The sequence below is a fragment of the Nocardia tenerifensis NBRC 101015 genome (genome assembly GCF_000308715.1).
GTDB lineage: Bacteria > Actinomycetota > Actinomycetes > Mycobacteriales > Mycobacteriaceae > Nocardia > Nocardia tenerifensis.
Map to the genome: position 1 here is coordinate 1 of NZ_BAGH01000010.1, position 22788 is coordinate 22788.

23 protein-coding genes and 2 tRNA genes are annotated in these 22788 nt (G+C 68.8%); 16 read left to right on the top strand and 9 right to left on the bottom strand.

All coding sequences use genetic code 11. The features are described 5' to 3' along the window. The 4 genes from ON39_RS00850 to ON39_RS00865 form a co-directional block, all read left to right on the top strand. Positions 1-251 (top strand): hypothetical protein (locus ON39_RS00850; protein WP_040729560.1); only part of this gene is annotated, 251 nt, incomplete at its 5' end. Between the two features lie 153 nt (positions 252-404). Continuing rightward, the gene (locus tag ON39_RS00855) at positions 405-818 is read left to right on the top strand and encodes a phage holin family protein (RefSeq protein WP_040729561.1); all 414 of its coding nucleotides are present in this window, start codon (positions 405-407) and stop codon (positions 816-818) included. Next, positions 815-1414: a DUF3618 domain-containing protein gene (locus tag ON39_RS00860; RefSeq protein ID WP_051186148.1), complete on the top strand. Its 600-nt coding sequence runs from the start codon at positions 815-817 to the stop codon at positions 1412-1414. Before ON39_RS00855 ends, ON39_RS00860 begins: the two co-directional genes overlap by 4 nt. Continuing rightward, positions 1411-1668, top strand: a complete 258-nt coding sequence (locus tag ON39_RS00865) for a DUF4235 domain-containing protein (RefSeq protein WP_174412481.1) — start codon at positions 1411-1413, stop codon at positions 1666-1668. Before ON39_RS00860 ends, ON39_RS00865 begins: the two co-directional genes overlap by 4 nt. A gap of 12 nt (positions 1669-1680) precedes the next feature. Here the strand turns inward: ON39_RS00865 and ON39_RS00870 are convergent, their stop codons facing one another. Next, entirely contained in the window at positions 1681-2793 is a 1113-nt protein-coding gene (locus ON39_RS00870) for a nitric oxide synthase oxygenase (RefSeq protein ID WP_051186164.1), read from the bottom strand. A gap of 679 nt (positions 2794-3472) precedes the next feature. Here ON39_RS00870 and ON39_RS00875 point away from each other — a divergent pair. Next, positions 3473-4543, top strand: a complete 1071-nt coding sequence (locus ON39_RS00875) for an alpha/beta hydrolase (protein ID WP_051186166.1) — start codon at positions 3473-3475, stop codon at positions 4541-4543. On the opposite strand, the gene hisC is transcribed toward ON39_RS00875, so the two are convergent. Beyond that, positions 4540-5619, bottom strand: coding sequence for a histidinol-phosphate transaminase (gene hisC, locus ON39_RS00880; protein ID WP_040729564.1), 1080 nt, complete (start codon positions 5617-5619; stop codon positions 4540-4542). The two genes, ON39_RS00875 and hisC, sit on opposite strands and share 4 nt — an antisense overlap. Positions 5620-5737: 118 nt before the next feature. Between hisC and ON39_RS00885 the strand changes: the two genes are divergently transcribed. The 3 genes from ON39_RS00885 to ON39_RS00895 all read left to right on the top strand — a co-directional run bounded on the left by ON39_RS00885 (position 5738) and on the right by ON39_RS00895 (position 6752). After that, positions 5738-6463, top strand: coding sequence for a dienelactone hydrolase family protein (locus tag ON39_RS00885; protein ID WP_040729567.1), 726 nt, complete (start codon positions 5738-5740; stop codon positions 6461-6463). Positions 6464-6554: 91 nt separating this feature from the next. After that, positions 6555-6644 (top strand) — tRNA-Ser (locus ON39_RS00890). A 35-nt stretch (positions 6645-6679) separates the two neighbouring features. Continuing rightward, a tRNA-Arg gene (locus ON39_RS00895) sits at positions 6680-6752 on the top strand. Positions 6753-6902: 150 nt separating this feature from the next. Here ON39_RS00895 and ON39_RS00900 read toward each other — a convergent pair. Beyond that, positions 6903-7853, bottom strand: coding sequence for a helix-turn-helix domain-containing protein (locus tag ON39_RS00900; RefSeq protein ID WP_040729568.1), 951 nt, complete (start codon positions 7851-7853; stop codon positions 6903-6905). 71 nt (positions 7854-7924) lie between these two features. Here ON39_RS00900 and ON39_RS00905 point away from each other — a divergent pair, with 71 nt between their 5' ends. After that, the gene (locus ON39_RS00905) at positions 7925-8257 is read left to right on the top strand and encodes a cupin domain-containing protein (RefSeq protein ID WP_040729570.1); all 333 of its coding nucleotides are present in this window, start codon (positions 7925-7927) and stop codon (positions 8255-8257) included. Positions 8258-8353: 96 nt separating this feature from the next. Continuing rightward, complete coding sequence (locus ON39_RS00910) at positions 8354-8731, top strand: hypothetical protein (protein WP_040729573.1); 378 nt, start codon at positions 8354-8356, stop codon at positions 8729-8731. Between the two features lie 49 nt (positions 8732-8780). Here the strand turns inward: ON39_RS00910 and ON39_RS00915 are convergent, their stop codons facing one another. Both ON39_RS00915 and ON39_RS00920 read right to left on the bottom strand, forming a co-directional pair. After that, positions 8781-9509, bottom strand: a complete 729-nt coding sequence (locus tag ON39_RS00915; protein ID WP_040729575.1) for a maleylpyruvate isomerase family mycothiol-dependent enzyme — start codon at positions 9507-9509, stop codon at positions 8781-8783. A gap of 41 nt (positions 9510-9550) precedes the next feature. Further along, positions 9551-9943 carry a RidA family protein gene (locus ON39_RS00920; protein ID WP_040729578.1) on the bottom strand — a complete coding sequence of 131 codons (393 nt, stop codon included), beginning with the start codon at positions 9941-9943 and terminating at the stop codon, positions 9551-9553. An 82-nt stretch (positions 9944-10025) separates the two neighbouring features. Here ON39_RS00920 and ON39_RS00925 point away from each other — a divergent pair, with 82 nt between their 5' ends. Next, positions 10026-11594, top strand: coding sequence for an esterase-like activity of phytase family protein (locus tag ON39_RS00925; RefSeq protein WP_040729579.1), 1569 nt, complete (start codon positions 10026-10028; stop codon positions 11592-11594). On the opposite strand, the gene ON39_RS00930 is transcribed toward ON39_RS00925, so the two are convergent. The 3 genes from ON39_RS00930 to ON39_RS00940 all read right to left on the bottom strand — a co-directional run bounded on the left by ON39_RS00930 (position 11595) and on the right by ON39_RS00940 (position 14178). Next, positions 11595-12296, bottom strand: coding sequence for a DUF998 domain-containing protein (locus ON39_RS00930; RefSeq protein WP_083894185.1), 702 nt, complete (start codon positions 12294-12296; stop codon positions 11595-11597). Between the two features lie 275 nt (positions 12297-12571). Further along, on the bottom strand, positions 12572-13009 hold the full coding sequence (locus ON39_RS00935; protein ID WP_255219221.1) for a very short patch repair endonuclease: 438 nt from the start codon (positions 13007-13009) through the stop codon (positions 12572-12574). 35 nt (positions 13010-13044) lie between these two features. After that, positions 13045-14178 carry a DNA cytosine methyltransferase gene (locus tag ON39_RS00940; protein ID WP_174412483.1) on the bottom strand — a complete coding sequence of 378 codons (1134 nt, stop codon included), beginning with the start codon at positions 14176-14178 and terminating at the stop codon, positions 13045-13047. A gap of 422 nt (positions 14179-14600) precedes the next feature. Between ON39_RS00940 and ON39_RS00945 the strand changes: the two genes are divergently transcribed. Together ON39_RS00945 and fadD32 are read left to right on the top strand one after the other, a co-directional pair. Further along, entirely contained in the window at positions 14601-15848 is a 1248-nt protein-coding gene (locus tag ON39_RS00945; protein WP_040729582.1) for a KasA/KasB family beta-ketoacyl-ACP synthase, read from the top strand. A 105-nt stretch (positions 15849-15953) separates the two neighbouring features. Then, a complete protein-coding gene (gene fadD32, locus ON39_RS00950; protein ID WP_040729727.1) occupies positions 15954-17876 on the top strand; it encodes a long-chain-fatty-acid--AMP ligase FadD32 in 1923 nt (640 codons plus the stop codon). On the opposite strand, the gene ON39_RS00955 is transcribed toward fadD32, so the two are convergent. Next, the gene (locus ON39_RS00955; protein ID WP_040729586.1) at positions 17873-18154 is read right to left on the bottom strand and encodes a putative quinol monooxygenase; all 282 of its coding nucleotides are present in this window, start codon (positions 18152-18154) and stop codon (positions 17873-17875) included. The two genes, fadD32 and ON39_RS00955, sit on opposite strands and share 4 nt — an antisense overlap. 260 nt (positions 18155-18414) lie before the next feature. On the opposite strand from ON39_RS00955, the gene ON39_RS00960 reads away from it, so the two are divergent. The 3 genes from ON39_RS00960 to ON39_RS00970 are packed head-to-tail and all read left to right on the top strand — an operon-like array spanning position 18415 to position 22787. Further along, positions 18415-20238 (top strand): ABC transporter ATP-binding protein, encoded by a 1824-nt coding sequence (locus ON39_RS00960; RefSeq protein WP_040729587.1) that lies wholly within the window; start codon positions 18415-18417, stop codon positions 20236-20238. Next, a complete protein-coding gene (locus ON39_RS00965; RefSeq protein WP_040729589.1) occupies positions 20235-22118 on the top strand; it encodes an ABC transporter ATP-binding protein in 1884 nt (627 codons plus the stop codon). Before ON39_RS00960 ends, ON39_RS00965 begins: the two co-directional genes overlap by 4 nt. Positions 22119-22169: 51 nt before the next feature. Beyond that, positions 22170-22787, top strand: coding sequence for a putative glycolipid-binding domain-containing protein (locus ON39_RS00970; RefSeq protein ID WP_083894186.1), 618 nt, complete (start codon positions 22170-22172; stop codon positions 22785-22787). Position 22788 lies beyond the last annotated feature (1 nt).

Sequence of the window (22788 nt, forward strand, 5' to 3'; positions counted from 1 at the left end):
GGCAGTGCTGGGCCGAGGCGGGCGTGGGGCCGGAGAACAACCATGTCTTCTTCGGCGAGGGCAAGCTCGAGTCGCTGGCTCAGCCGGGGCGGACGATCAAGACCTCGCTGACGGGTCTCGAGCCGGGCTCGAAGATCACCGCGCGCGGCGGCTGCGCCGACACCAGCCCGGCGGGTGGGTACGAGCTGAGTGAGACGGTCACCGTGAACGTCCCGTCCAACAAGCCCTCCACCGGCAGCTTCGGCGGCTGAGCCACACCACGGCCGAACCGAGGGCCGCAGAGGTCACAGCGACCTCTGCGGCCCGCTTCGTAAAGTCGCCGAAGTGGCAGCGCCGCCCCTGCGTGTCGCGCGTGTTTGCCTGGCGCGACGCCGGGTAACCGGCCGTCGACTGGGAGGTGCCACATGACGCAAGCGCGGAGCGGGCCACCGGCGGAGACACGGTCGGTCGGCGAACTGGTGAACGACGCCACCGAGCAGATCAGCAGGCTGATTCGAGACGAACTCCAGCTGGCCAGGCTCGAGGTGCAGAAGAAAGGCAAGCTGATCGGCCGCGGCGCCGGACTCGCCGGGGCCGGGGCACTACTCGCGTTCTACGGCGGCGCGGCGTTGATCGCCGCCGCGGTGTGCGCGTTGGCGATTCCGCTGCCCGCCTGGGCCGCCGCGCTGATCGTCGGCGGCGTCCTGCTGGTCGCCGGTGGCGCGCTCGCCTTGCTGGGCAAGAAGGACGTCCAGGAGGCCGTCCCGCCGGTGCCGCAGGAGGCGGCCGAGGGCGTCAAGCGCGACATCGAAACCATCAAGGACGGGAGACACCGATGAGCGACGAGGGACGCCGCGCGACCGACAAGCCGATCCTCAGCGGACCGATCGAGGAGGAGTCCCTCCGCGCGGACCGCGACCTGACGAGAGAGGAACTCGGGCAGACGGTTTCGGAGCTGACCGACAAACTGGACGTCAAGGGCCGCGCGCAGGACAAACTGCACGACACGGCCGAGGCGGCGAAGGAGAAGGTCACCGAAACCACCGAGGCCGCCGCGGAGAAACTCGGCAAGGCGCAGGCCGCCACGAGCCGTAAGGCGGCCGAGACCAAGGCCGCCGCGAGCAAGAAGGCCGCCGCCACCAAGCAGGCCGCGAACGAAAAGGCCGAGCAGGCAAAGGAATCCGCGAGCCACCTCGCCGCCGAGGCCAAGGAGTCCGCGACCCAGGCCAAGCAGGCGGCCGACGAGAAGACCCAGCAGGCCAAGGCGCAGGCGCGCGAACTGGTCGACAAGGCCGAGGCGGCGGCTCCCGAGCCGGTCGTCGCGCGCGGTAGGCAGGCCGCGGACGTGGCGCGCAAGCAGCCCGCCGCCGTCGCCGGAGTCGCGGCGCTCGCCGCAGTCGTCGCCTGGTGGATCGTGCGGAGGCGGCGGTCGTGAAAACGCTCTACAAGCCGCTCGGCATGCTGGTCAGCGTGGTCGGCGGCCTCGCGGCCAACGCCGCGTTCACCCGGGTGTGGCGGACGGTCAGCGGGGAGGACAAGGCCCCGAGCGCCACGGCGCGGAACTACACCTGGACCGAGGTCTTGATCGCGGCCGCCCTGCAGGGAGCCATTTTCGGTCTGGTCAAAGCCGCTATCGATCGCGCGGGTGCGACCGGCTACAAGTCACTGACGGGCACCTGGCCGGAGTAATCGACGCCAGGCTTAATCGTTGAAATGCCGCCGCACGAAATTGGGCCGAATATCGAGATCCGGCGGGTCGTAGTACCGATGAAAAGTAGGCGTCAGCCCCGAGGAGATCGGCGGGTTGATCCAACTCCAGTCGGTGGGGCAGCTACGACCCGCTGTCTCTTCCCGTCTCACGTGATCGCAGAACTGCTTGGCCGCCGTGTGATGATCGACGATGTACACCCCGGCCTTGCGAAAGCTGTACAGCACAGCACGATTGAGCTCGACGAGCGCCGAGTCCCGCCATAAGGTCCGCTCGGACCGCGTGTCCAGGCACATCATCTCGGCGATCAGCGGCAGCATGTTGTAGCGCGTGGCGTCGCTGAGATTGCGCGCACCGATCTCCGCGCCCAGGTACCAACCGTTGAACGGCGCGAACGGATAGGTGACGCCACCGACCTCGAGATTCATATTGGCCACCACGGGCAGCGCGTGCCAGCGCAGGTCGAGACCGGCGAACCACTCGAACTCCGGATGCTCGAGCTCCACCTCGCGCACCAGCTCCGGCGGAATGTCGAACCAGCGGATCGGCTCGTCCGGCGTGCTGACCAGCAATGGCAGCACGTCGAAAGGCGTTCCGGCGCCGCGCCATCCGAGCTTCCTCGCGAACTCGGTGAGCCGCACATTCGCCGCGTCGCCGGTGACCGTGCCGTCGCCGTTGCGGTAGCCGGCGTACCGGATGAGCTGCGGGCTGACGACGCGGAACTCGCGCCCGTCGGGCCGGCGCGGCGGTCCGACGGTGATCATGGATTGGATGGCCCCGCCATTGGTCGCCATCCGCAGGTGCCGCCAGCACACCTCCGCCAGGTCGCGAGCGGACCGCACGTCCCGCGCGTCGAGCAGTTTCAAAGAGCGCCAATGCTTCCGGCCGACGCAGCGGGCGTGATTGCGCCATGCGAGCTTGGCCCCGATCAGGATCTCCTCGGCGGTCTGGGAGTAGCCGCCGGTCTGTTCGAGTTGTTCCAGCGCGGTGCGGCGGCGCTGGGAGGGCAGGTGTGCCAACTCCGGCAGGCGGAAGAACTCGTCGCACTCGCGTAGCCGACGTTTCAGGTCGGTGCGGAAAGGCTGTGTGTCAGGAGCGGTTTCGATCGGCGATACAGGATTCACGATGTTCTCCGGTCGGGCATGGGCACTGCGGTGAAACAGACGAGTTCGAGCGGGAGAATGCGCGGGCGTTTACCGCGCCGGTGAACCGCGCACGGGAACATTCGGGGTGATGCCGCGAAATAGCCTGACGCCGAGGTGAACTCTCGCTGTGCCCGAAGTTTCCGGTGCCCGTACCAGCTCGACGATCCGCTTGCTGCACATGCGCGCAGCGGCCCGAACTCGATGCCGTCGGCGTGGATCCACGATCATGCGCGTCCTCGTTCATGCCCGGAAAGGCCAGACCAGTAGCCTACGGCGGGTGTGCTGACAGTGTGCCCGGATTTGCTGGATTCGTTTGTCGAGGTCTAACCGCGCCCAATGCCAGCCTGGTTCAGTCCCCTTGACTCCAGGTGCAATTCAGTTGTCGAGAATTTGCTGCAAGATCAGCGGACGTTATTGTCGGCACGCTCGACCCCCTCTCGTCGGCGGTCGGAGTGATCTCCGCTACAGGGTCCGCAGCGTCCGCTGCTCGTGGGCGGCCTTGCCGCGCGGGCGATCATCCAGGACGGGAGCAACCGCGCTGGTAGAGCTGTGTTCACTGATAAACGTGTCGCTGGTCACAATAATTGCGACCCGCTATGACAAAACGACCGAACTCGGCATATCTGGCAGGATGGTTCGCATGCTGTCTCGGCGTCGGGTGCGGCGCTGGGTGTCCGGCGTCTTGGTCAGCGCGGCACTGGTTTCCGGTGCCGCGGCGTTCGGCGCCCCCCAGTTGTCCGCCGCCCCTTCGGATTCCCCCCAGCCAAGCACCGGCTCCGCCGACGGCCCAGCCCCGGCCGAGCCGACCACGCAGCGCCCGCCGCAGCCGGCGATCGATCGCATCGAGCCGATCAACGACCGGTGGCTGCGCGTCTTCGTCGACTCGCCCGCCATGAGCCGCGCCGTCGAGGTGCAGGTGCTGCTGCCGCGCGACACGTCCGAGCCGCGGCCGACCGTCTACATGCTCGACGGGCGCAGCGCGGCCCCCGCCAGCAACAACTGGACCGAACAGGCCCACGCGGACCGCTTCTTCGAGGACAAGAACGTCAATGTCGTGCTCACCGTCGGCGGCCCGGCCAGCTTCTACACCGACTGGCAGAAGCCCGATCCGGTGCTGGGCACGAACAAGTGGGAGACGTTCCTGACTCAGGAGCTGCCGCCGCTGATCGACGCGAAGTTCAACGGCAACGGGCGCAACGCGGTCATGGGTGTCTCGATGGGCGCGGAGGCCGCGATGATGCTGTCCGTGCGGCATCCCCAGCTGTACACGGCGATCGCGGCGCACAGCGGCTGCTTCTCCATGGGCACCGACCTCGGCCAGGCGCAGGCCAGAGCCGTCATCGCGTCTTATCAGGGCGAGCCGGACAATATGTTCGGCGAGCAGGATGATCCCGCCTGGCTCGACCATGACGTCACGCTGCACGCGGAAGCCTTGCGCGGCAAGACGATCTACCTCTCCGTCGGTAGCGGACTGCCCGGCATCCACGACGTGCCCGGCGAACCGGGCGTCGACGTGGCCACCACCATCAGCTTCGGCGGGCCGCTCGAGGCCGCCACCAACGCCTGCACCATCCGCCTGGCCGACCGGCTCCGCGTGCTCGGCATCCCGGCGACCGCCCACTTCCGGCCGACCGGCACCCACTCGTGGCCGTACTGGGCCGACGAGCTGGTCCGGTCGTGGCCGGTGATAGCGGGCGCCCTCGGTGTCTAGATCGAGAAGCGTTCGAGCACCGCGGGATCGGTGGCGAAGGTTAGGAACAGGTCGTTCTCGTGCGGATCGCCCGTGGTGACGCGCACCCCGTCGGTGCCGTACGGGCGCACCAGCACACCGGCCTCGGCACTCGCCTCGCCGAACTCGGCGCTGCGCTCGCCCAGCGGCAGCCAGACGAAGTTCGTCTCGCTCGGCGGCACCTCGTAGCCCGCCGAGAGCAGGGCCTCGCGCACCCGGTCCCGTTCGCGCACGAGAGTGTGTGTGCGATCGAGCAATTCGTGCCGCGCCTCCAGCGAGGCGATCGCCGCGGCCTGCGCCACCCGGTTCACGCTGAACGGGATGTGCACCTTCATCAGCGCGGTGATCACCGCCGGATCGCCCACCGCGTACCCGACGCGCAGTCCGGCCAGCCCGTAGGCCTTCGAGAACGTGCGCAGCACAACAACATTGGGCCGGGTCCGGCCGAGCTCGACGCCGTTCGGGTAGTTCTCCTCGGCCAGGCGCATGTACTCGAAGTACGCCTCGTCCAGCACGATGAGCACCCGGTCGGGCACCGAGTCCAGGAAGCGGATCAGCTCGGCCTTGCCGACCGCGGTGCCGGTCGGGTTGTTCGGGTTGCAGACGAAGATCAGCTTCGTTCGCTCGGTGACCGCCGCGGCCAGCGCGTCCAGGTCGTGTACGTGGTCCGGGGTGAGCGGCACCTCGACGGCGGTCGCGTTGCCCACCTTGGCGACGATCGGATAGGCCTCGAACGAGCGCCACGCGAACAGCACCTCGTCGGTGGGTGTGTCGCAGGTGATCTGCACCAGCTCCTGGCACAGCGCGACGCTGCCGCAGCCGATCGCGACGTTCGCCTGCGTGACGCCTAGGAAATCGGCCAGCGCGTCGCGCAATTCGAGGGCCTGATTGTCCGGGTACCGGTTGGCCAGCTCGGCCGCCTCGGCGATGGCCTTGGCCGCGGTGGGCAGCGGACCGAAGGTGGTCTCGTTGCTGGCGAGCTTGACCGCATGGGGGTTGTTGCGGCCGGGGACATACGCCGGAATCGAGTCGAGGTCCGGCCGGGTTGACGCAGTCACACAACCAACCTTAGGTCCCTTCGCGCAAAGCATGCCCCGCGTACCGAAAATTCTGTGGTCGATACACGCTCAGCAGCAATTTCTACCGAAGATCACGAAGTCGCCCTACCCTGGTTTCATGTCGGGCACCTACAACGACCTCGCCCCCCTGCGCCGCGACGACCCGTCGCCCGAACCGGACACCGCATCGAAACGCCGGGCCGCCGATGCCCAGGTGCCCATCATCGTGGTCGAACCCGAGGGCAATGCCCGCGGCGGGATCGTGATGCTGCACGAATCCCGCGAGTTCACCGGCGCGCTGCTCGCCCTGATGAGCGCCCTGGCCTCCGAGGGCTGGACGGTGGTCGCGCCCAACCTGTTCCACCGGGCCGGCCACGAGCCGGTCGGGGAGGTGTTCGGCGACGAGCTCTTCGACGACTTCGACGCCTGCTTCGACTGGCTGACCCGGCACGGCGTGTTCCCCGACACCATCGGGGTCCTCGGCTTCGACTCCGCGGGCACCGCGGCGTTCCTGGTCGCCACCAATCGCCCGGTCGGCGCCGCCGTCAGCGTCGCCGCGCCCGGCATCGTCGAACCGCTCACCGACCAGGCCGACGCGCTCGTCCGGGTCGCCCCGCACCTGCAGGCGCCCTGGCTCGGCCTGTTCGGCACCGACGACCCCGCCACCCCGCCCGCTGAGGTCGAGCGACTACGCGACGCGACCGGCCGGGCCGCCGTGGCCAGCCTCGTCGTCAGCTACCCCGGCCTGCGGCACCGCGCCGACCATCCGGCCCCCGAGGACGACTTCGGCCTGATCGACTCACAGACCCGGATCTTCGACTGGTTCGACAGCAACTTACGCTGATAACCAGCCGTTTTGCGATCTGGACAACGGCTACTGTAATCTTCATGCTCGGCGGTTCGAAAGGACCGGTGCCCTCGAAGAGAAGGCTCCAGGAGGCGTGCCAGAGCGGCCGAATGGGACTCACTGCTAATGAGTTGTCCCTTCACGGGGACCGGAGGTTCAAATCCTCTCGCCTCCGCCACACCCGGGTAACCGGGTACACAACTGAATACCCACGCGGCTGTAGCTCAACGGATAGAGCATCTGACTACGGATCAGAAGGTTAGGGGTTCGAATCCCTTCAGCCGCACAATATGAAGGCCCCGGCGGTTCGCCGGGGCCTTCGTTATTTTTCGATGTTTCCGCAGTTCTCGTGACCGCCTATGTGCTTCCGGACCGTGAGCGTCGACACTCATCCGCAGCCTGTGAGTTGTTGCGGCGCATTGCTCTTGGACGGTCCTTACCCTGCGGTGGTTCTGAACGCACGCCGATAGGCACCGGGGGTCGTGCCGAGGGCGCGGAGGAAGCGGCGGCGGAGGTTGGTGGCGGAGGAGAGGCCGGCTCGGCGGGCGATGGATTCTACGGGGAGGTCGGAGGTTTCCAGGAGTTCTCGGGCCAGGGCGATGCGTTGGGCGAGTAGCCATTGGCCGGGGCCGATGCCGAGTTGGTCGGTGAAGCGGCGGGCGAGGGTGCGGGGGGAGACGGCGGCTTGGGTGGCGAGGTCGTCTACGGTGAGGGGCTCGTCGAGACGGGAGGTAGCCCACTCGAGCAGTGGGGCCAGGGAGCCGTCGATTTGGGTGGGGTGCGCGGGCGCGGCGTATTGCAACTGCCCGCCCTCGCGGTGCGGGGGCATGACCATGCTGCGCGCGACCTGTGCGGCGTAGCCGGCCCCGTGATCCGTGCGTACCAGGTGCAGGCACAGGTCGATGCCGGCGCCCGCACCCGCGCTGGTGGCGACGTCGCCGTGGTCGACGTAGAGCACGTCGCGGTCGACGGAGACGGCGGGAAAGCGTTCGGCCAGCTCGTCCGCCCGAGCCCAGTGGGTGGTCGCCCGCCGCCCGTCCAGCACCCCGGCGTGTGCCAGCGCGAAGACGCCGGAGCAGATGCTGACGAGGCGTGCGCCGCGGGAGTGCGCGCTCCGCAGGGCTTCGATGACAGCCGACGTCGGAGGCTCGTCGGTGGGCAGCCAACCGGGGACGATCACGGTGTCGGCGCGTTCGAGGGCGTCGAGACCTTCGGTCACGAGCATGGTGTATCCGGCGGTCGTCTCGACGTATCCGGGATGCTCCGCGCACACGCCGAACCGGTACCGCGTCGGCAGTCCGCTGCGCTCGATCCCGAACACCTCTGCCGCGCAACTGAGTTCGAAGGGCGACTGAGGTTCGTGGACAAGGGCGACAACGCGGTGCATGGCAGAAAAGTACCCCGAGATGTCATCTCTGACACTCGGCCGGGGCATCCGTGCCGAGAGAGGCTGGCTGCATGACGACAGACCTGAACATGACGGGATACGAGTGGTCCGCCGCGCAGGACGTCACGCCGCGCGAACTGTTCCCCGGCATTCGCTCGCGCACACTGTGGCAGGGCGAGGCCGGCGCGAAGGCGTTCCTGCTGGAGCTGGACCCCGGCAGCCAATGGCAGGGCATCGACGTGCACGAACCGGGTCCGGAGGAGGTCTTCGTGGTCTCCGGCGTGTTCAACGACGGCGTCCGGGACTATCCCGCGGGCTCCTTCATCCACGCCCCCGCGGGCTCCTCGCACATCCCGCAGACGACGACCGGCTGCACGCTGTTCGTCTTCTACCCGGAGGGTTAGGCGCGGCTGCCGCCAGAACTGGGGTCGGCGAAGGCGCTCCTTCGACGCGGTGCGGTCGATACATTGCACCGAAGGCCCCAACGAACGGAGATCGGCATGACAGCGACCTGGCACCGCATCATCAGTAGTTCGGCCCTCCTCGGTCTAGCGACGGCCGCGGCGATCGCCACCGCGGGCTCGGCGGCGGCGGAGCCGAGGGACTGCGTCCTCGACCGGTCGCCGACCGGCGCGACGGGCTTCTGCCCCGGCGGCGACGGGTACTTCACGGTCGAAGCGGACTGTATCGGCGTCTTCGTCACCCGTGGCGGCATCGGGTTCGGCCCGTACCGGCAGTCGAGCCAGCGCCACGCCTACGCGGGCCCCCACCCGGAGATGGATGCGACGCAGACGCACCCGAGGGCCGAGTGCAATGAGTTCATCACCGGGCATTTCGGCATCGCTACCGACGCGCGACTGTACGAGACCTTCCGCTGAGCGAACGAGGAGCCCCGCCGAAAAGGCTGGGGCTCTTTGCTTTTCGGCACTACTTCCAGGGAGGAAGAATCGGAACCTCACCGCTCAGATCCGCCCCGTCCGAACGCCCGAGCATCCAGGCCGCGAGCGCGGCGGCGGGGCCGCTCACGGTCCGCGTGGCGGCGGCGCCGACGAGGCCGGTGAAATCGGTGTCGGTGGCGCGCAATTCGAAGCCGGGAACCGGTTCCGTCGCCGCGGCGGTGATTCGGTTCATGTCCACCGTGGCCTGACGCAGCACGCGCGCGACGAACGACGCGGGCCAATCCGCGGGCGAGTAACCGACATTCAGATCGGCATGGTGAATCTCGACCTCTTGCAACCGCATCCAGCGCACTTCGCTCGCCGGAATCGGACGGCCCTGGCGGGTGCGGACTTCCGCGTGCCAGGTGTCGTCGGTGAGTGAATCCGCCAGCGCCCGCCACCTTCTCGCGGCGGCCGCGTTGTCGGCGTGCTGCTCCGCGGCGGGCCTCGGCGCGCCCGCGTCGATCTCGAAATCGCGCAGGAACATGCTCGCGTACTGCGGGATCTCCACCCCGGTATGCGCCCACAACAGCAGGTTGAGCAGGCTGTCGGCGTTGCGGGCGACGTGCGCGAGCACGTGTCCGCGGGTCCAGCCCGGCAGCAGCGACGGCTCGGCCACGTCGTCGTCGGTCAGCTTGCGCATGGTGTCGAGGAGGCGATCGGTCGCCTCGGTGAGGGTGTCGAGTGAGACGGGATCTTCCGGGGCAGCACTGGTCACACGTGCGACCCTAGCGAGCCTCGCCGGGCGCCGCCGAACTTCTACGCTCCGACGATGGCGTCCGCCTCGATCTCCACCAGCAGCGCCGGGGTGATCAGCGCGCTGATCTCGTACATGGCGGTCGCCGGGCGGATCTCGCCGAAGACCTCGGCGTGCGCCTTGGCCACCTCGGGCCAGCGGGCGATGTCGGTGACGAAGATGCGGGTGCGCACGACGTCGGCGAGGCTCGCGCCCGCGTCGGCGAGCGCGGCGGCGATGCGCCGCAGGGTCTCCCTGGTCTGCTCGCCGATGTCGTCGCCGCCGACCGCGGTGCCGCCCGCGGCCGAGGCGGTGGTGCCGCTGACCGCGACGTGATTGCCGAGCCGGACGGCGCGGCTGTAGCCGACGATGTCTTCGAACTCGGAGCCGGAGGAGATGTTCACGCGTGCGGTCATGGCGACAGCATCGCACGGGCCCGACACCGAGTTGTCACCTGCGCGTCGGATAGAAGTCGGATCGGCACGGTAGGCAGTCCCGGTGAAAGCTCATTCTCGTCCTCGTGTCACCGCCGTAGCCGTCCTCTGCGCACTGGCCGCCGGCTGCTCGTCGTCCACCTCGGCCGCCGACTTCACCGCGACCGCCGGACAGCCACTGGTGATATCCCTGGACGATCTGCTCGCCGCGACCGGTGGCAGTGCCGCGCTCCGCGTCGCCGATCCGGAGCACGGCAAGCTGAGCAGGCGGGTGGACGGCGCGCTCGTCTACACCCCCGACGCCGGATACCAGGGTTCGGACAGCCTCGAGGTGACCACGACCGACGCGGTCCGCCTGTACACCACCGACATTCCGTCGCTGGGCGAGTTCGGCGGAATCACGGTGCAGGGCAGCGGCTTCGGCTCGGCCTGGACACCGGTGCCGGGCAGCAAGGACGAGTTCTACGGGCTGACCGATCGGGGGCCGAACGTGGACGGACCGGGCAAGAACGAGAAGCTCTCGCCCACACCGAGTTTCGTGCCGAAGATCGGCCGGTTCAAGTTGGTCGGCACCCGCGCGGTGCTGCAGTCCACCATCGACCTGCACACCGCGGCGGGCGTCCCGTTCAACGGTCAGGTCGACGTCGCCGCGAACACCGGCGAGACCATCCGCGATCTCGCCGGAAACGTCCTGCCGCCCACCGATCACGGCCTCGACCCGGAGGGGCTGGTCGCCCTGCCCGACGGCACCTTCTGGGTCTCCGACGAATACGGCCCGTTCCTGGTGCATTTCGACGCCAAAGGCGGCGAGCTCGAACGCCTCGCCCCGGGATCGGGTCTGCCCAAGGAGCTTTCGCTGCGCACCCCGAACCAGGGCATGGAGGGCCTGACCATCACGCCGGACGGCGGCACGCTCGTCGGTGTGGTGCAGAGCGGTCTGAACACACCGGGCCTCAGCGGCTCCGCCAAGGACGTGCCGCTCACCCGCATCGTCACCGTCGACCTGAAGACGAAGGCGCAGCGCGAATTCGTTGTCCCGCTGGAGAACCCGAAGACCAACAAGGTCGCCGACTCGGAGATCACCGCGCTGAGCGCGACCACCTTCCTGATCGACGAGCGCGACGGCAACCTCGCGCCCAAGGCCGACAAGAAGCTGTGGACCGTCGACATCGCCGGCGCCACCGACGTCGGCCCCGACTCGAAGGTTCCTGGCGCGCACTACGATCCGGAACGCGGCGGCCTGCAGATCGACGGCAAGCCACTGGAGACGCTGGTCGGCCCGGCCTCGACCGCCGACGGCGTCGCCGCGCTCGCCAAGGCGGGCATCACCCCGGCCGCCAAGACCAAGAACCTCGACTTCGCCGGCTTGATCAAGGACCTCGACGCCGACGGCGGATTCTTCGGCCACGACAAGATCGAGGGCGTGGCGACCCTCGACGGCGGCAAGACGCTCTACATCGCCAACGACAGCGACTTCGGCCTGGCCGGTAGCAAAGGCGAGCAGCCCCCGTTCGAGCTGAAGCCCAAGACCCTGCCGAACGGCGTGCAGGACAGCGGCGAGATCCTCTTCGTCGACACCACCAAGCTGCCCGCGAAAACCGACAGGCACACCATCAAGCTCGAGGTGAAGTAGCTAGTCGCCGGGGTCGATCCACTCCCGGCCCTCCAGGATGACCGCCGCCGCCAGGGTGATCAGCCACAGCGACATCGAACCGACCTGGATGCGCTGGGCGACGCCGAGCGCGTAGTCGCCGGGGAGGTTGTCGGCGACCAGCATCCACACCGTCGCCGCCGACCCGACCGCCAGCACGACGAGCCCGGCCTCGCGCAGAATCCGCCACCGGTGATAGCGGAACGCGGCCAGGCTGAACGCGAAGGTGGCGACGGCGATCGAGGTGACCGCGATGGTGCTCGACAGCGCGTGCGGTTGGTGCAACTGCGGGAAAAGCTCGCTGCCGCCGCCGCACCCGCTGTCGCTCGCGGTGCAGTCCTTCAGGGGCAGCAACACGTCGGCGATCGTCGCGGCGCCGAAGCAGAACAGGGCGACCCAGCCGACCGTGGTGAATCGGCGGCGCGGGAACACCAGCAGTCCGCCGATCGCGGCCGGCATGAGCACCGCGCCGACGATCTTGTCGGCCGTCGCGAATATCGCACGGTATGGCTTGCCTTCGGCGTCCAGCTCGCTCAGAAACGAGTTGACCGGGTCCACGTCGATCTTCAGGAAGAACTCGAGCACCCAGGACGAGTAGCAGACGCCCGCGATCAGGATTGCCGCCGCGATCGCCAGGGACGCCACCCGCACGCGCCGTTCGGCGATCTTTCGGCTATCTGTCACGGATCCATTCTCCTACCTTCCCTGGACCGATGATCAAACCGTAGGTGAGGGCCGTCGCAGAGTCATGGGTTCACCGCTGCGATGGGATCAAACACACGCCATTGCCAACCGACGCACAGGTTCCTGTCAGGTTCGGGCGACAGGCTGTCGGGGAAGCGTTCTCTAGGAGGTCCCCATGATCGGCTACGCAACAGCCGCCGCCGGAGTAGCCGTGATGACGGCGATGGTGGTGTCGAACTACATCGCCGCCCACGCGCCGCGCACACTGGTCCGGGTCAAGTCCCGCTAGCTCGAAGCCCCAGCGCCCGCTGCACCCGATCGGCCGCGGCCACGGCATCCTCGTGTTCCCATACGCGGATCACCTGCCAGCCCGCCTCGGTCAGCGCCGCGTCGGTCGCCCGGTCCCTGGCCACGTTGCCCGCCAGCTTGGCGGCCCACCACTGCGCGTTGTTGCGCGGGTCGGTCGCGTGCTGCGGGCATCGGTGCCAGAAGCAACCGTCGACGTAGACCGCGACTCGCAGGCGCGGGAACACCAGGTCGGCGCGCCGGCGCTGCCCGCGTAAGGGCGCGCGATCGACGAAATACCGCAGCCCGCGCCGATGCAGCTCCCGGCGCAACGCGAGTTCGGGCTTGGTCCCGCTGCGCCGCTGGCGCGCCATCCGCGCACTCGTCGCCGCATCGGTGGTCGGGCGTCCGGGTGTGGTCTCCGGAATCGGTCGCGCCGACGGCACGTCGTCCTGCTGCCCGCTCACGCCGCCCAGCCACCCATTCGATCGAGATGACTCTCGACGTCGTCCAGGAAGCCCGGCGGAAAACGCAAGCTGCCCATGCCCGTTCGACGCAGGAACCCCGCGGTCGCGCGGGCGGACAGCAGTCGCGAGTCGGTGAGGAAGTTCCGCAGGTCCTCGTAAGGCTCGTGCACCGGCCAGGTCGACACCGGCACTCGATACGCCGACCCGGCGCGTCCCCAGGCCGCCACCGGCCACGGCGTTCCCGGCGGCAGCGGCTGATCGCCGGGGATCGGGTCCAGCGGGGCGGCCAGCCGCGCGCCGACCCAGTCGGCCATGCGCACGCTCACCGCGTTGCCGACCAATTTCCAGCGATGCCCCTGGCGAATGCCGGGCACGTCGGCGGCGGGCGCGGTCCATCCCGGGTCGAAGCCCTGCAACCGTTCCACGTCGACGAGACCGGGCGTGACGATCTCCCCCGAGGGCAGCCGCACTGCAGGCGGGCTGGCGATGCCGAGCGCGGATCCGCCCTTCAACGTCGGCACCGCGTTCACCGCCCAGCCCAGCCCGCGCACGCCCTCGGTCCAGTAGAACCCGCACGGATCGCGATCGGCGTCCCCGACGATCCTGGCCCCGGCGTCGTCGCCGAACAGGACACCGCGCGGGTCCTCGGTCCGCGAGGCCAGCATCAGCACCCGCTGACGCCGCTGTGGCAGGCCGAACGCGCGCGCGTCCACCACCCGGTACGCCCAGGTGTAACCCAGCTCGTCCAGGGCCGCGGTGATGTGACGCATCGCAGCTCCGCGGCCGAGTTGCAGCATGAACGGCACGTTCTCGATCAGCAGCCAGCGCGGTCCGCGCTTGCGCCGCACCAGCCGGAACACCTCGTCGACCAGGCCGGAGCGCTTGCCGGTGATGCCGGCGGTGCGCCCGGCCTGGGACAGGTCCTGACAGGGGAATCCGGCGGCGACCAGTTCGGTGCCCGCGGGCAGCGCGCGCAGGCTCGTGATGTCGGAGTGCAGCGCCACGTCGGGAAAGCGCGCGGCCAGCACGCCCTGCGCGCCCGGATCGATCTCGCACAGCAGCTCGGTCTGCCAGCCGTTGCGGCCGAGGCCGAGCTCGAGCCCGCCGATCCCGGCGAACAGCCCGACCATCCGCGCGCCCGTCACCGCCCGTCCCTTCCTCGCGTCCTCGGTCGAGACGCCGCCGACGTCGCGCCCCGTGCCCGGCAAGAGGTTACTCGAGTTGCTCGCCGGCGTGCGCGAACAGCACCATGACGGCGCGACGCAACGCCTGCACGGGCAGCCTGGTACCGTCCGCGTGTCAGCAACGTGATCGGTCCGCCGCTGCTCGATAATGCATATCGGCCGATCTCGGTGCGCGCCTTCACGGCTCGCAAGCGCTCTGTGGCACCACCTGATGACAGGCTCGGCCGGCCGATCTGCCCGCGCTCGGCGCGCAATACGCGCGGACGCCGCCCCCCGCGCGGCGCGTCCGCATGCGAAACATACGTGCTCCACCAGGTTTTGAGCTCGACGAATTTCTTAGTCTTCACGCTAGGGAAAGTGAGCGAAACATGCAGATACCCTCGAAAAACCGGAGCTTTCCCAGTGTCGTCGTGACCGGCCTCGCCGCGACGACCTCGATCGCGGGCGACGTCGACTCGACGTGGAAGGGCCTGCTCAACGGCGAGAGCGGCATCGACGTTCTCGAGGACAGCTTCGTCGAGCAGTTCGAGCTGCCGGTGCGCATCGGCGGGCATCTGAAGGTCTCGCCCACCGACAACCTGACCAGGGTCGAGGCACGCACCCTGTCCTACGTGGAGCAGATGGCCACCGTCCTGAGCCGCGAGGTGTGGCGCAACGCGGGCAATCCGGAGGTCGACAAGACCCGGCTCGGCGTCGCCATCGGCACCGGCCTCGGCGGCGGCGAGTACATCGTCGACGCGCGCGACCGCATCAAAAACGGTGGCTACCGCAAGATTTCACCGCTGACCGTGCAGCGGATCATGCCGAACGGCTCGGCCGCGTGCGTCGGCATCGAGCTCGGCGCGGGCGCGGGCGTGGTCACGCCGGTCTCGGCCTGCTCGTCGGGGTCGGAGGCGATCGCCAACGCGTGGCAGATGATCGTGATGGGCGACGCCGACATGGTCGTCACCGGCGGGGTCGAGGGCTCCATCCAGGCGGTGCCGATCGCGGCGTTCACCATGATGCGCGCCATGAGCACCCGCAACCACGAGCCGAAATGCGCGTCGCGCCCGTTCGACAAGGACCGCGACGGCTTCGTGTTCGGTGAGGCCGGGGCCATGATGATCATCGAGACCGAGGAGCACGCCAAGGCGCGCGGCGCGACGATCCACGCGCGAATCATGGGCGCGGGCATCACCTCCGACGCCTTCCACCTCGTCGCGCCCGACCTGGAGGGCAAGGGCGCGGCACGCGCGATGACGAGGGCGATCGAGAAGGCCGGGTTGACGAAAAAGGATGTCACCCATGTGAATGCGCACGCCACCGCGACCCCGATCGGGGATACCGCTGAGGCACAAGCCATTCTGTCGGCGGTGGGCGCGCACGCCTCGGTCTACGCGCCGAAGTCGGCGCTCGGGCATTCGATCGGCGCCGTCGGCGCGCTCGAGTCGGTGATCACCGTGCTATCGATTCGCGACGGCATCGTCCCGCCCACACTGAATTTGGACAATCAGGACCCGGAAATCGACCTCGACATCGTCAAGGGCCAGAGCAGGCCGGGCCGCATCGATTACGCGGTGAACAACTCGTTCGGTTTCGGCGGACACAACGTAGCGATCGCCTTCGGGCGGTATTGAGCGTCGGAAGGCTGCGCACCTGCTAGCCTTCCCGACGCTTCGTTATCGACCTGTGTTCGGTGTAACTGCACGGCCTTGTGCGTGCTTTGGCAAAAGGATAAGGCGATGATCGACGAAACCTTCGACGACTATTTGGATGACCAGGGCAATATCAAGATCCGCGGCGACAAGACCCTGATCGACTTCGTCGACAAGCACAGCGCGGAGAACGGCGACGACCTCGCCTACCGGTACATCGACTATTCGCGCGAGCGGGACGGCGAATACCACGAGCTGACCTGGCGGCAGTTCGGCGTGCGGCTGCGTGCGGTCGCGGCGAGACTCCAGCAGGTGACCCGGCCCGGTGACCGGGTCGCGATTCTGGCGCCGCAGGGACTGGACTACGTCGTCTCCATCTTCGCGGCGGTCTACGCGGGCAATATCGCGGTCCCGCTGTTCGACCCGGAGGAGCAGGGGCACACCGACCGGCTGACCGCGGTGCTCAGCGACTGCACGCCCGCGGCGATCCTCACGGTCGGCTCCGCGGCGGGCGGTGTGCGGAACTTCTTCCGTCATCTGCCCGCGGCGCAGCGGCCGCGAATCATTGCGGTGGAGGCGATTCCGGACAGCGTCGGCGCGGCGTGGGTGCGCCCGGATATCAATATCGACAGCGTCGCGTATCTGCAATACACCTCGGGCTCCACGAGAACGCCTGCGGGCGTGGAGATCACGCACCGGGCGGTGGGCACGAATCTTTTGCAGATGATCGATGCCATTGGTGTGCAAGAGACTTCGCGCGGGGTCACCTGGCTGCCGCTGTTCCACGACATGGGTCTGCTGTGCGTGATTCTGCCGACCGTCGGCGGGGGATTCATCACCATCATGTCGCCGAGCGCGTTCGTCCGCCGGCCGTATCGCTGGATCAAAGAACTGGCGGCGGCCTCCGACGGCGCCGGGACTTTCGCCGCCGCACCGAATTTCGCCTACGAGCACGCGGCGGCGCGCGGTAAACCGAAGCCGGGCGAGGAGCTCGATCTGTCGAATGTGATCGGGCTGATCAACGGCAGCGAACCGGTGTCGGTGTCGTCGATGAAGAAGTTCAACGAGGCGTTCGCGCCGTATGGGCTGCCGAAGACGGCGATCAAGCCCTGCTACGGCATGGCCGAGGCGACGCTGTTCGTCTCCGCGACCAAGGCCGAGGACGAGGCGCGGGTCGTGTATGTGGATCGGGCCGAACTGAATTCGGGCCGGATGGTCGAGGTCGAGGAGGGCGCCGAGAACTCGATCGCCCAGGTGTCGTGCGGATACGTCGCGCTGTCGCAGTGGGCTGCCATCGTCGATCCGGAGACCGGCGTCGAGCGCCCGGACGGCGAGGTCGGCGAGATCTGGTTGCACGGGGAGAACATGGGCATCGGGTACTGGGGCAAGCCCGAGGAGACCGTGGTGACTTTCCAGGCCAAGCTGGCGGCGCGGCAGCCGTCGGGCAGCCACGCGGAAGGCACGGCGCAGGACGCCGATTGGATGCGCACCGGCGACTACGGCGCCTATCTCGACGGCGAGCTCTACATCACCGGCCGGGTGAAGGATCTGGTGATCGTCGACGGCCGCAATCACTACCCGCAGGATCTGGAGTTCTCGGCGCAGGAATCGAGTTCGGCGCTGCGGCCCGGTTTCGTCGCGGCGTTCTCGGTGCCCGCCAACGAGCTTCCGGCGCTGGTCTTCGCCAAGGGCAGCCACTCCGGCCTGCGGTTCGACGCCGACGACAACTCCGAGCAGCTGGTGATCGTCGCCGAGCGCAACACCGGGGCGGGCAAGCTGGAGACCGAGCCGGTCGCCGACACCGTGCGGGCCGCCGTCTCGCAGCGGCACGGCGTCACCGTGCGCGATGTGCTGCTCGTGCCCGCCGGCTCGATCCCGCGCACGTCGAGCGGCAAGATCGCGCGCCGGGCCTGCCGCGCCGCGTATCTGGACGGAACATTGCGCGGCGGCTATCAGCAGCAGGCTTTCCCCGACGCACCGATCGAGCGGGAGAGCGCGGGAGTGCGTTAGAGCCGAACCTCGTTCGCGCACTCGAATTCACTGACCTCGGCGCCCAGAATCTGGGCGCCGAGGTCGTTGTCCGACGTCCCCGCGCCGCGGAACTCGTCCACCGCCGAACGCGACACCCACCGCTCGTAGACGTTGACCCGATCCGGCTCGACCAGATCCGCGCCCAGGCTGTAGTCCAGACAGCCCTGTGCGGCGCGAGCGAGCTCGACGACCTCGCGGCAGGCGGCGAGATAGCGGTCCCGGTCGGCGACCCTCAGATATCCGGCGACGATCAGCATGCGGCCGAGACTAATCCGTGCCTCCGACACCTTGACCTCGACATTACTCGAGGTTGTTGACTGGGTGCATGACGGCGGACGTGACCTGGGTGGAAGCGGTGATATCCAGCACGAACGCGGTCCGAGGGGAATCGTCGAGCCCGGAAAATCGGTTGGCCGATCCGGGCGATGCTGCAACCCTGAAGTGTCGGACCCCGGTGCGAACATCATCGGGTGTCCCGCTTCTCGACACCGCCATCCACACCACGCGAGGGGTAACTATGTCAGTTGCACTGGACGTCGCGACGGCCGATCCGGAGGTCGATAGACCCGAGCGGCCCGGCGCGTCCGCGCCGGGCCGCCTGCAATCGCTGCGACGTTTCTGGCCGTACGTGCGCCCGTATCGGCGCGCGCTGCTCGGCGCGACCACGCTCGCGATCCTCTCCTCGCTGACCGCGGTCGTCATCCCGCTGGTGATCGCCCGGATCATCGACGGGCCGATCGCCCGTCGCGATTTCGGCGGCGTCGTCGTGCCGGTGCTGGTCGTGCTGGGGCTCGGCCTGCTGGAGGCCGTCGGCGTGTGGGGACGCCGGTGGCTGGTCTCCAAGCCCGCGAGCATGGTCGAGATCACCATGCGCGCCAAGATCTTTCGCAAGCTGCAGTCGCTGGCGATCGGGCGCCACGACTCCTGGGAATCGGGCCAGCTGCTCTCGCGCGCGGTCGACGACATGGCCACGCTGCGCCGGTTCGTCGCGTTCGCCGGGCCATTCCTGATCATCCACTTCGTGCTGATCCCCGTCGGCCTGCTCGTGCTGCTCGGCCTGAGCTGGCAGATCGGCCTGATCTTCGTGGTCATCGCGATCCCGTTGACCTACATCTGCGTGCGCTTCGAGCGGGAGTACTCGGTGGCGTCGCGGCGGTCCCAGGACCAGTCCGGCGACCTGGCCACCACCGCCGAGGAGTCGGCGCAGGGCGTGCGCGTGCTGAAGGCGTTCGGCCGCGGCGTGTTCTTCGGCGGCCGGTTCACCGCGCAGTCGCGCGAACTGCAGCGGACCGAGCTGCTCAAGGTGCGCCTGGACGCGCGGCTGTGGTCGGCCATGACCGGCCTGCCGCAGCTGGCGATCGCGTTCGCGCTCGGCTACGGCGCCTACGCGGTGGTGCACGGCTCGATGACGCTCGGCACGCTGGTCGCGGCGATCACCCTCGCCAACTTCATGCAGTGGCCGATCATCTGGACCGGGTTCCTGCTGGCCGAGCTGAACGACGCGCGCACGGCGGGCGATCGGTACTGGGAGATCATCGACACCCCGGTCGACATCACCGATCCGGCGGACCCGGTGGAGCTGCCGGAGACCATCGTCGGCGAGTTGCGTTTGGAGGGCGTGAAATTCGCCTTCCCGGACGCGAAAGAAGAGGTGCTGCACGACGTTTCGCTGAAAGTACGGCCGGGGGAGACCGTCGCGCTCGTCGGCGCGACCGGCAGCGGAAAGACCGCGCTGCTCAACCTGATTCCCCGGCTCTACGACCTGGCCGGCGGCGCGATCACCATCGACGGCATCGACATCGCGACCATGCGGCTCACCGACCTGCGTGCGCTGGTCTCGGTCGCCTTCGAGGAGCCGGTGCTGTTCTCGGCGAGCGTGCGGGAGAACGTCGCGCTCGGTGATCCGAGCGCTACCGACGCCGACGTGCGCCGTGCGCTGGGCGTCGCGCAGGCCACCGAGTTCGTGGACAACCTGCCGTGGGGCCTGGACACCAGGATCGGCGAGCAGGGCCTGAGCCTGTCCGGCGGCCAGCGGCAGCGCCTCGCGCTCGCCCGCGCGGTGCTGAGCGGGGCGGGCGCGGGCAGCCGCAGCCGGATCATGGTGCTCGACGACCCGCTGTCCGCGCTCGACGTGGAGACCGAGGAGCGGGTGCAGGAGCGGTTGCGCACCGTGCTGGCCGGCGCGACGACATTGCTTGTCGCACACCGGCCCTCGACGGCGGCGCTGGCCGACCGGGTGGCGGTGCTGGCCGACGGCCGCATCGTCGCCGAGGGCACCCACGACCAATTGCTGCGCAGCAGCAGCCGATACCGAGAACTGATGGGAGGTGAACAGCAGTGAGCACGGAGACGGTCGCGTCCCAAGACGCGGCGGCGAGCGAGGATTCGCCCGCTGGCGACACCCCGCGCGACGAGGCCGCCGACTGGCGCGGCATCGCCAGCGAGGACAAGGAGGTCACCCAGGCGGGAAACCTGGTGCTGGCCGAGCGATCCCGGCGACTGCTGCTCGACCTGGTCCGGCCGTACCGCAGGCTGGCCGCGCTCGCACTGGTGCTCATCGTGGTCGACAACGCCGCGATGGTCTCCGCGCCGCTGTTCATCGCGCACGGCCTCGACAACGGCATAGCCGCCGGGCGCGAAGGCAATTGGGGCCCGCTGACCTGGGCGGTCGGCGGCTACTTCGGCGCGGTGCTGCTCGGCGGGGCGACCACGTTCCTGTTCCTGCGGGTGTCCGGCAAGCTCAGCCAGAGCGTGCTGTTCGACCTGCGGGTCCGCTCGTTCGCGCACATGCAGCGGCTCAGCGTGTCGTTCCACGAGAAGTACACCTCCGGCAAGGTCGTCGCGCGCCTCACCGGCGACATCGAGACGCTGCAGGAACTGCTGGAGAGCGCACTGAACCAGGCGCTCAGCGCGATCCTGTCGGTGCTGACCATCGCGGCGCTGCTGATCTACCTGGACCTCACGCTGGCCGCGATCGTGCTGATCGGCTTCGTGCCGCTGGTGTTCGTGACCCGCTGGGCGCAGCGCAGACAGCGGGCCGGTTACCGCCGCACCCGCGGCGCCATCGCGAAGGTGGTCGTGCAGTTCGTCGAGTCGATGGGCGGCATGCGCGCGGTGCAGACCTTCCGCCGCGAGCAGCGCAACGAGTCGGTGCTCGCCTACGAGGACGCCGAGTACCAGCAGGCGACCACGGCCGCCATGCGCGGCATGGGCGACTACGCCGGCCTCACCAGGCTGCTCGGCAACCTCACCACGGTGATCATCATCGTGGTCGGCGCGTGGCAGGTGATCGAGGGCCACATCGCGGTGGGCGTGCTCGCGGCATACCTGTTGTACCTCAACGAGTTCTACGGCCCGCTCGACGAACTCGCCCAGGTCTTCAACTCGTATCAGTCCGCGGCCGCGGCGCTGGAGAAGATCTCCGGCGTGCTCGAGGAGGAGCCCTCGGTCCCGGAGCCGGCCGACCCGACGCCGCTGGCGAAGGCGCGCGGCGCGGTGCTGATGGACAAGGTGTCGTTCGGCTACGGCGAAGAGCGTCAGGTGCTGCCGGAGTTCACGCTGGACATTCCGGCGGGGCAGGTCGTCGCGCTGGTCGGCGCCACCGGCGCGGGCAAGTCGACGCTGGCCAAGCTGCTGACCCGGTTCTACGACCCGTCCGAGGGCACGGTCACCCTCGACGGGATCGATCTGCGCCGGATCTCCGACGCCGACCTGCGCCGCAATGTCGTGATGGTGACCCAGGAGTCGTATCTGTTCTCCGGCTCGGTGGCCGACAACATCCGGCTCGGCAGGCCGGACGCGACCGACGAGGAGGTGTTCGCGGCCGCCCGCGCGGTCGGGCTGTACGACTTCGTGCGGGCGCTGCCGGAGGGCTTCGCCACCGACGTGCGCAAGCGCGGCGGCAGGCTGTCCGCCGGTCAGCGGCAGCTGGTCGCGTTCGCCAGGGTGTTCCTGGCCGACCCCGCGGTGATCGTGCTGGACGAGGCCACCTCCAGCCTGGACATCCCGGGCGAGCGGCTGGTGCAGCACGCGCTCGAGACCGTGCTGCGCGACCGCACCGCGGTGATCATCGCGCACCGGCTGTCCACCGTGGCCATCGCCGACCGGGTGCTCGTGCTGGAATCCGGGCGCGTCGTCGAGGACGGCAGCCCGGCCGAGCTCATCGCGGGCACCGGGCGGTTCGCCACTCTGCACGCGGCGTGGCGGGAATCCCTGGTGTGATGCGAGCTGGTGTGGTGCGGCCTACAGCCCGGTGTCGCTTACGGTAGATACGTGACGATCCCAGCCCCCGAGAGCCAAGCCTCTGGCCCCGAGACGCCACCGGCCTCCCGTTGGCCGGCGATTCTCACCTGGCGCGCGCACAACGCGTCGCGGATGGAATCGGTCCGGGTGACCCTCAACGGCAATCGCATCCGCGCCGCCGGTCGCATGATCGGCGGCGCGTGCGACGACCACCCGGCGTTCAGCGCGTCCTACGACCTGGTCACCGACGAGAGCGGCGCCACAAAGCGTCTCTCGCTGCGCACCACGACGGCGGCGGGCGAGCGGCACGCCTCCATCGCCAGGGACGAGGAGAACTACTGGCTGGTCGACGCGGGCGGCAGCCACGTGCGCTCCACCTTCGCCGGCGCGCTCGATGTCGACGTGGTGCTCAGCCCGTTCTTCAACACGCTGCCGATCCGGCGCTTCGACCTGCAGCACGCGGTGCACGAGGTCCAGGTCCCGGTCGTCTACGTGCGCCTGCCCGATCTGCTGGTCCAAGAGGCGAGTCTGACCTACAGCAGCGCCGCCGACGGCATCAGCGTGCTGTCGCCGGTCTCCAGCGCGACGGTCACCGTCGACGCCGACGGCTTCCTGCTCGACTACCCGGGCCTGGCCGAACGCATCTGAC

Bases quoted from the DNA above. Each gene is read 5' to 3' on its own strand.
- ON39_RS00855 (WP_040729561.1), top strand. From the start codon at position 405: ATGACGCAAGCGCGGAGCGGGCCACCGGCGGAGACACGGTCGGTCGGC.
- ON39_RS00860 (WP_051186148.1), top strand. From the start codon at position 815: ATGAGCGACGAGGGACGCCGCGCGACCGACAAGCCGATCCTCAGCGGA.
- ON39_RS00875 (WP_051186166.1), top strand. From the start codon at position 3,473: ATGCTGTCTCGGCGTCGGGTGCGGCGCTGGGTGTCCGGCGTCTTGGTC.
- ON39_RS00885 (WP_040729567.1), top strand. From the start codon at position 5,738: ATGTCGGGCACCTACAACGACCTCGCCCCCCTGCGCCGCGACGACCCG.
- ON39_RS00900 (WP_040729568.1), bottom strand. From the start codon at position 7,853: ATGCACCGCGTTGTCGCCCTTGTCCACGAACCTCAGTCGCCCTTCGAA.
- ON39_RS00905 (WP_040729570.1), top strand. From the start codon at position 7,925: ATGACGACAGACCTGAACATGACGGGATACGAGTGGTCCGCCGCGCAG.
- ON39_RS00910 (WP_040729573.1), top strand. From the start codon at position 8,354: ATGACAGCGACCTGGCACCGCATCATCAGTAGTTCGGCCCTCCTCGGT.
- ON39_RS00920 (WP_040729578.1), bottom strand. From the start codon at position 9,943: ATGACCGCACGCGTGAACATCTCCTCCGGCTCCGAGTTCGAAGACATC.
- ON39_RS00940 (WP_174412483.1), bottom strand. From the start codon at position 14,178: ATGGTCGGGCTGTTCGCCGGGATCGGCGGGCTCGAGCTCGGCCTCGGC.
- ON39_RS00945 (WP_040729582.1), top strand. From the start codon at position 14,601: ATGCAGATACCCTCGAAAAACCGGAGCTTTCCCAGTGTCGTCGTGACC.
- fadD32 (WP_040729727.1), top strand. From the start codon at position 15,954: ATGATCGACGAAACCTTCGACGACTATTTGGATGACCAGGGCAATATC.
- ON39_RS00955 (WP_040729586.1), bottom strand. From the start codon at position 18,154: ATGCTGATCGTCGCCGGATATCTGAGGGTCGCCGACCGGGACCGCTAT.
- ON39_RS00960 (WP_040729587.1), top strand. From the start codon at position 18,415: ATGTCAGTTGCACTGGACGTCGCGACGGCCGATCCGGAGGTCGATAGA.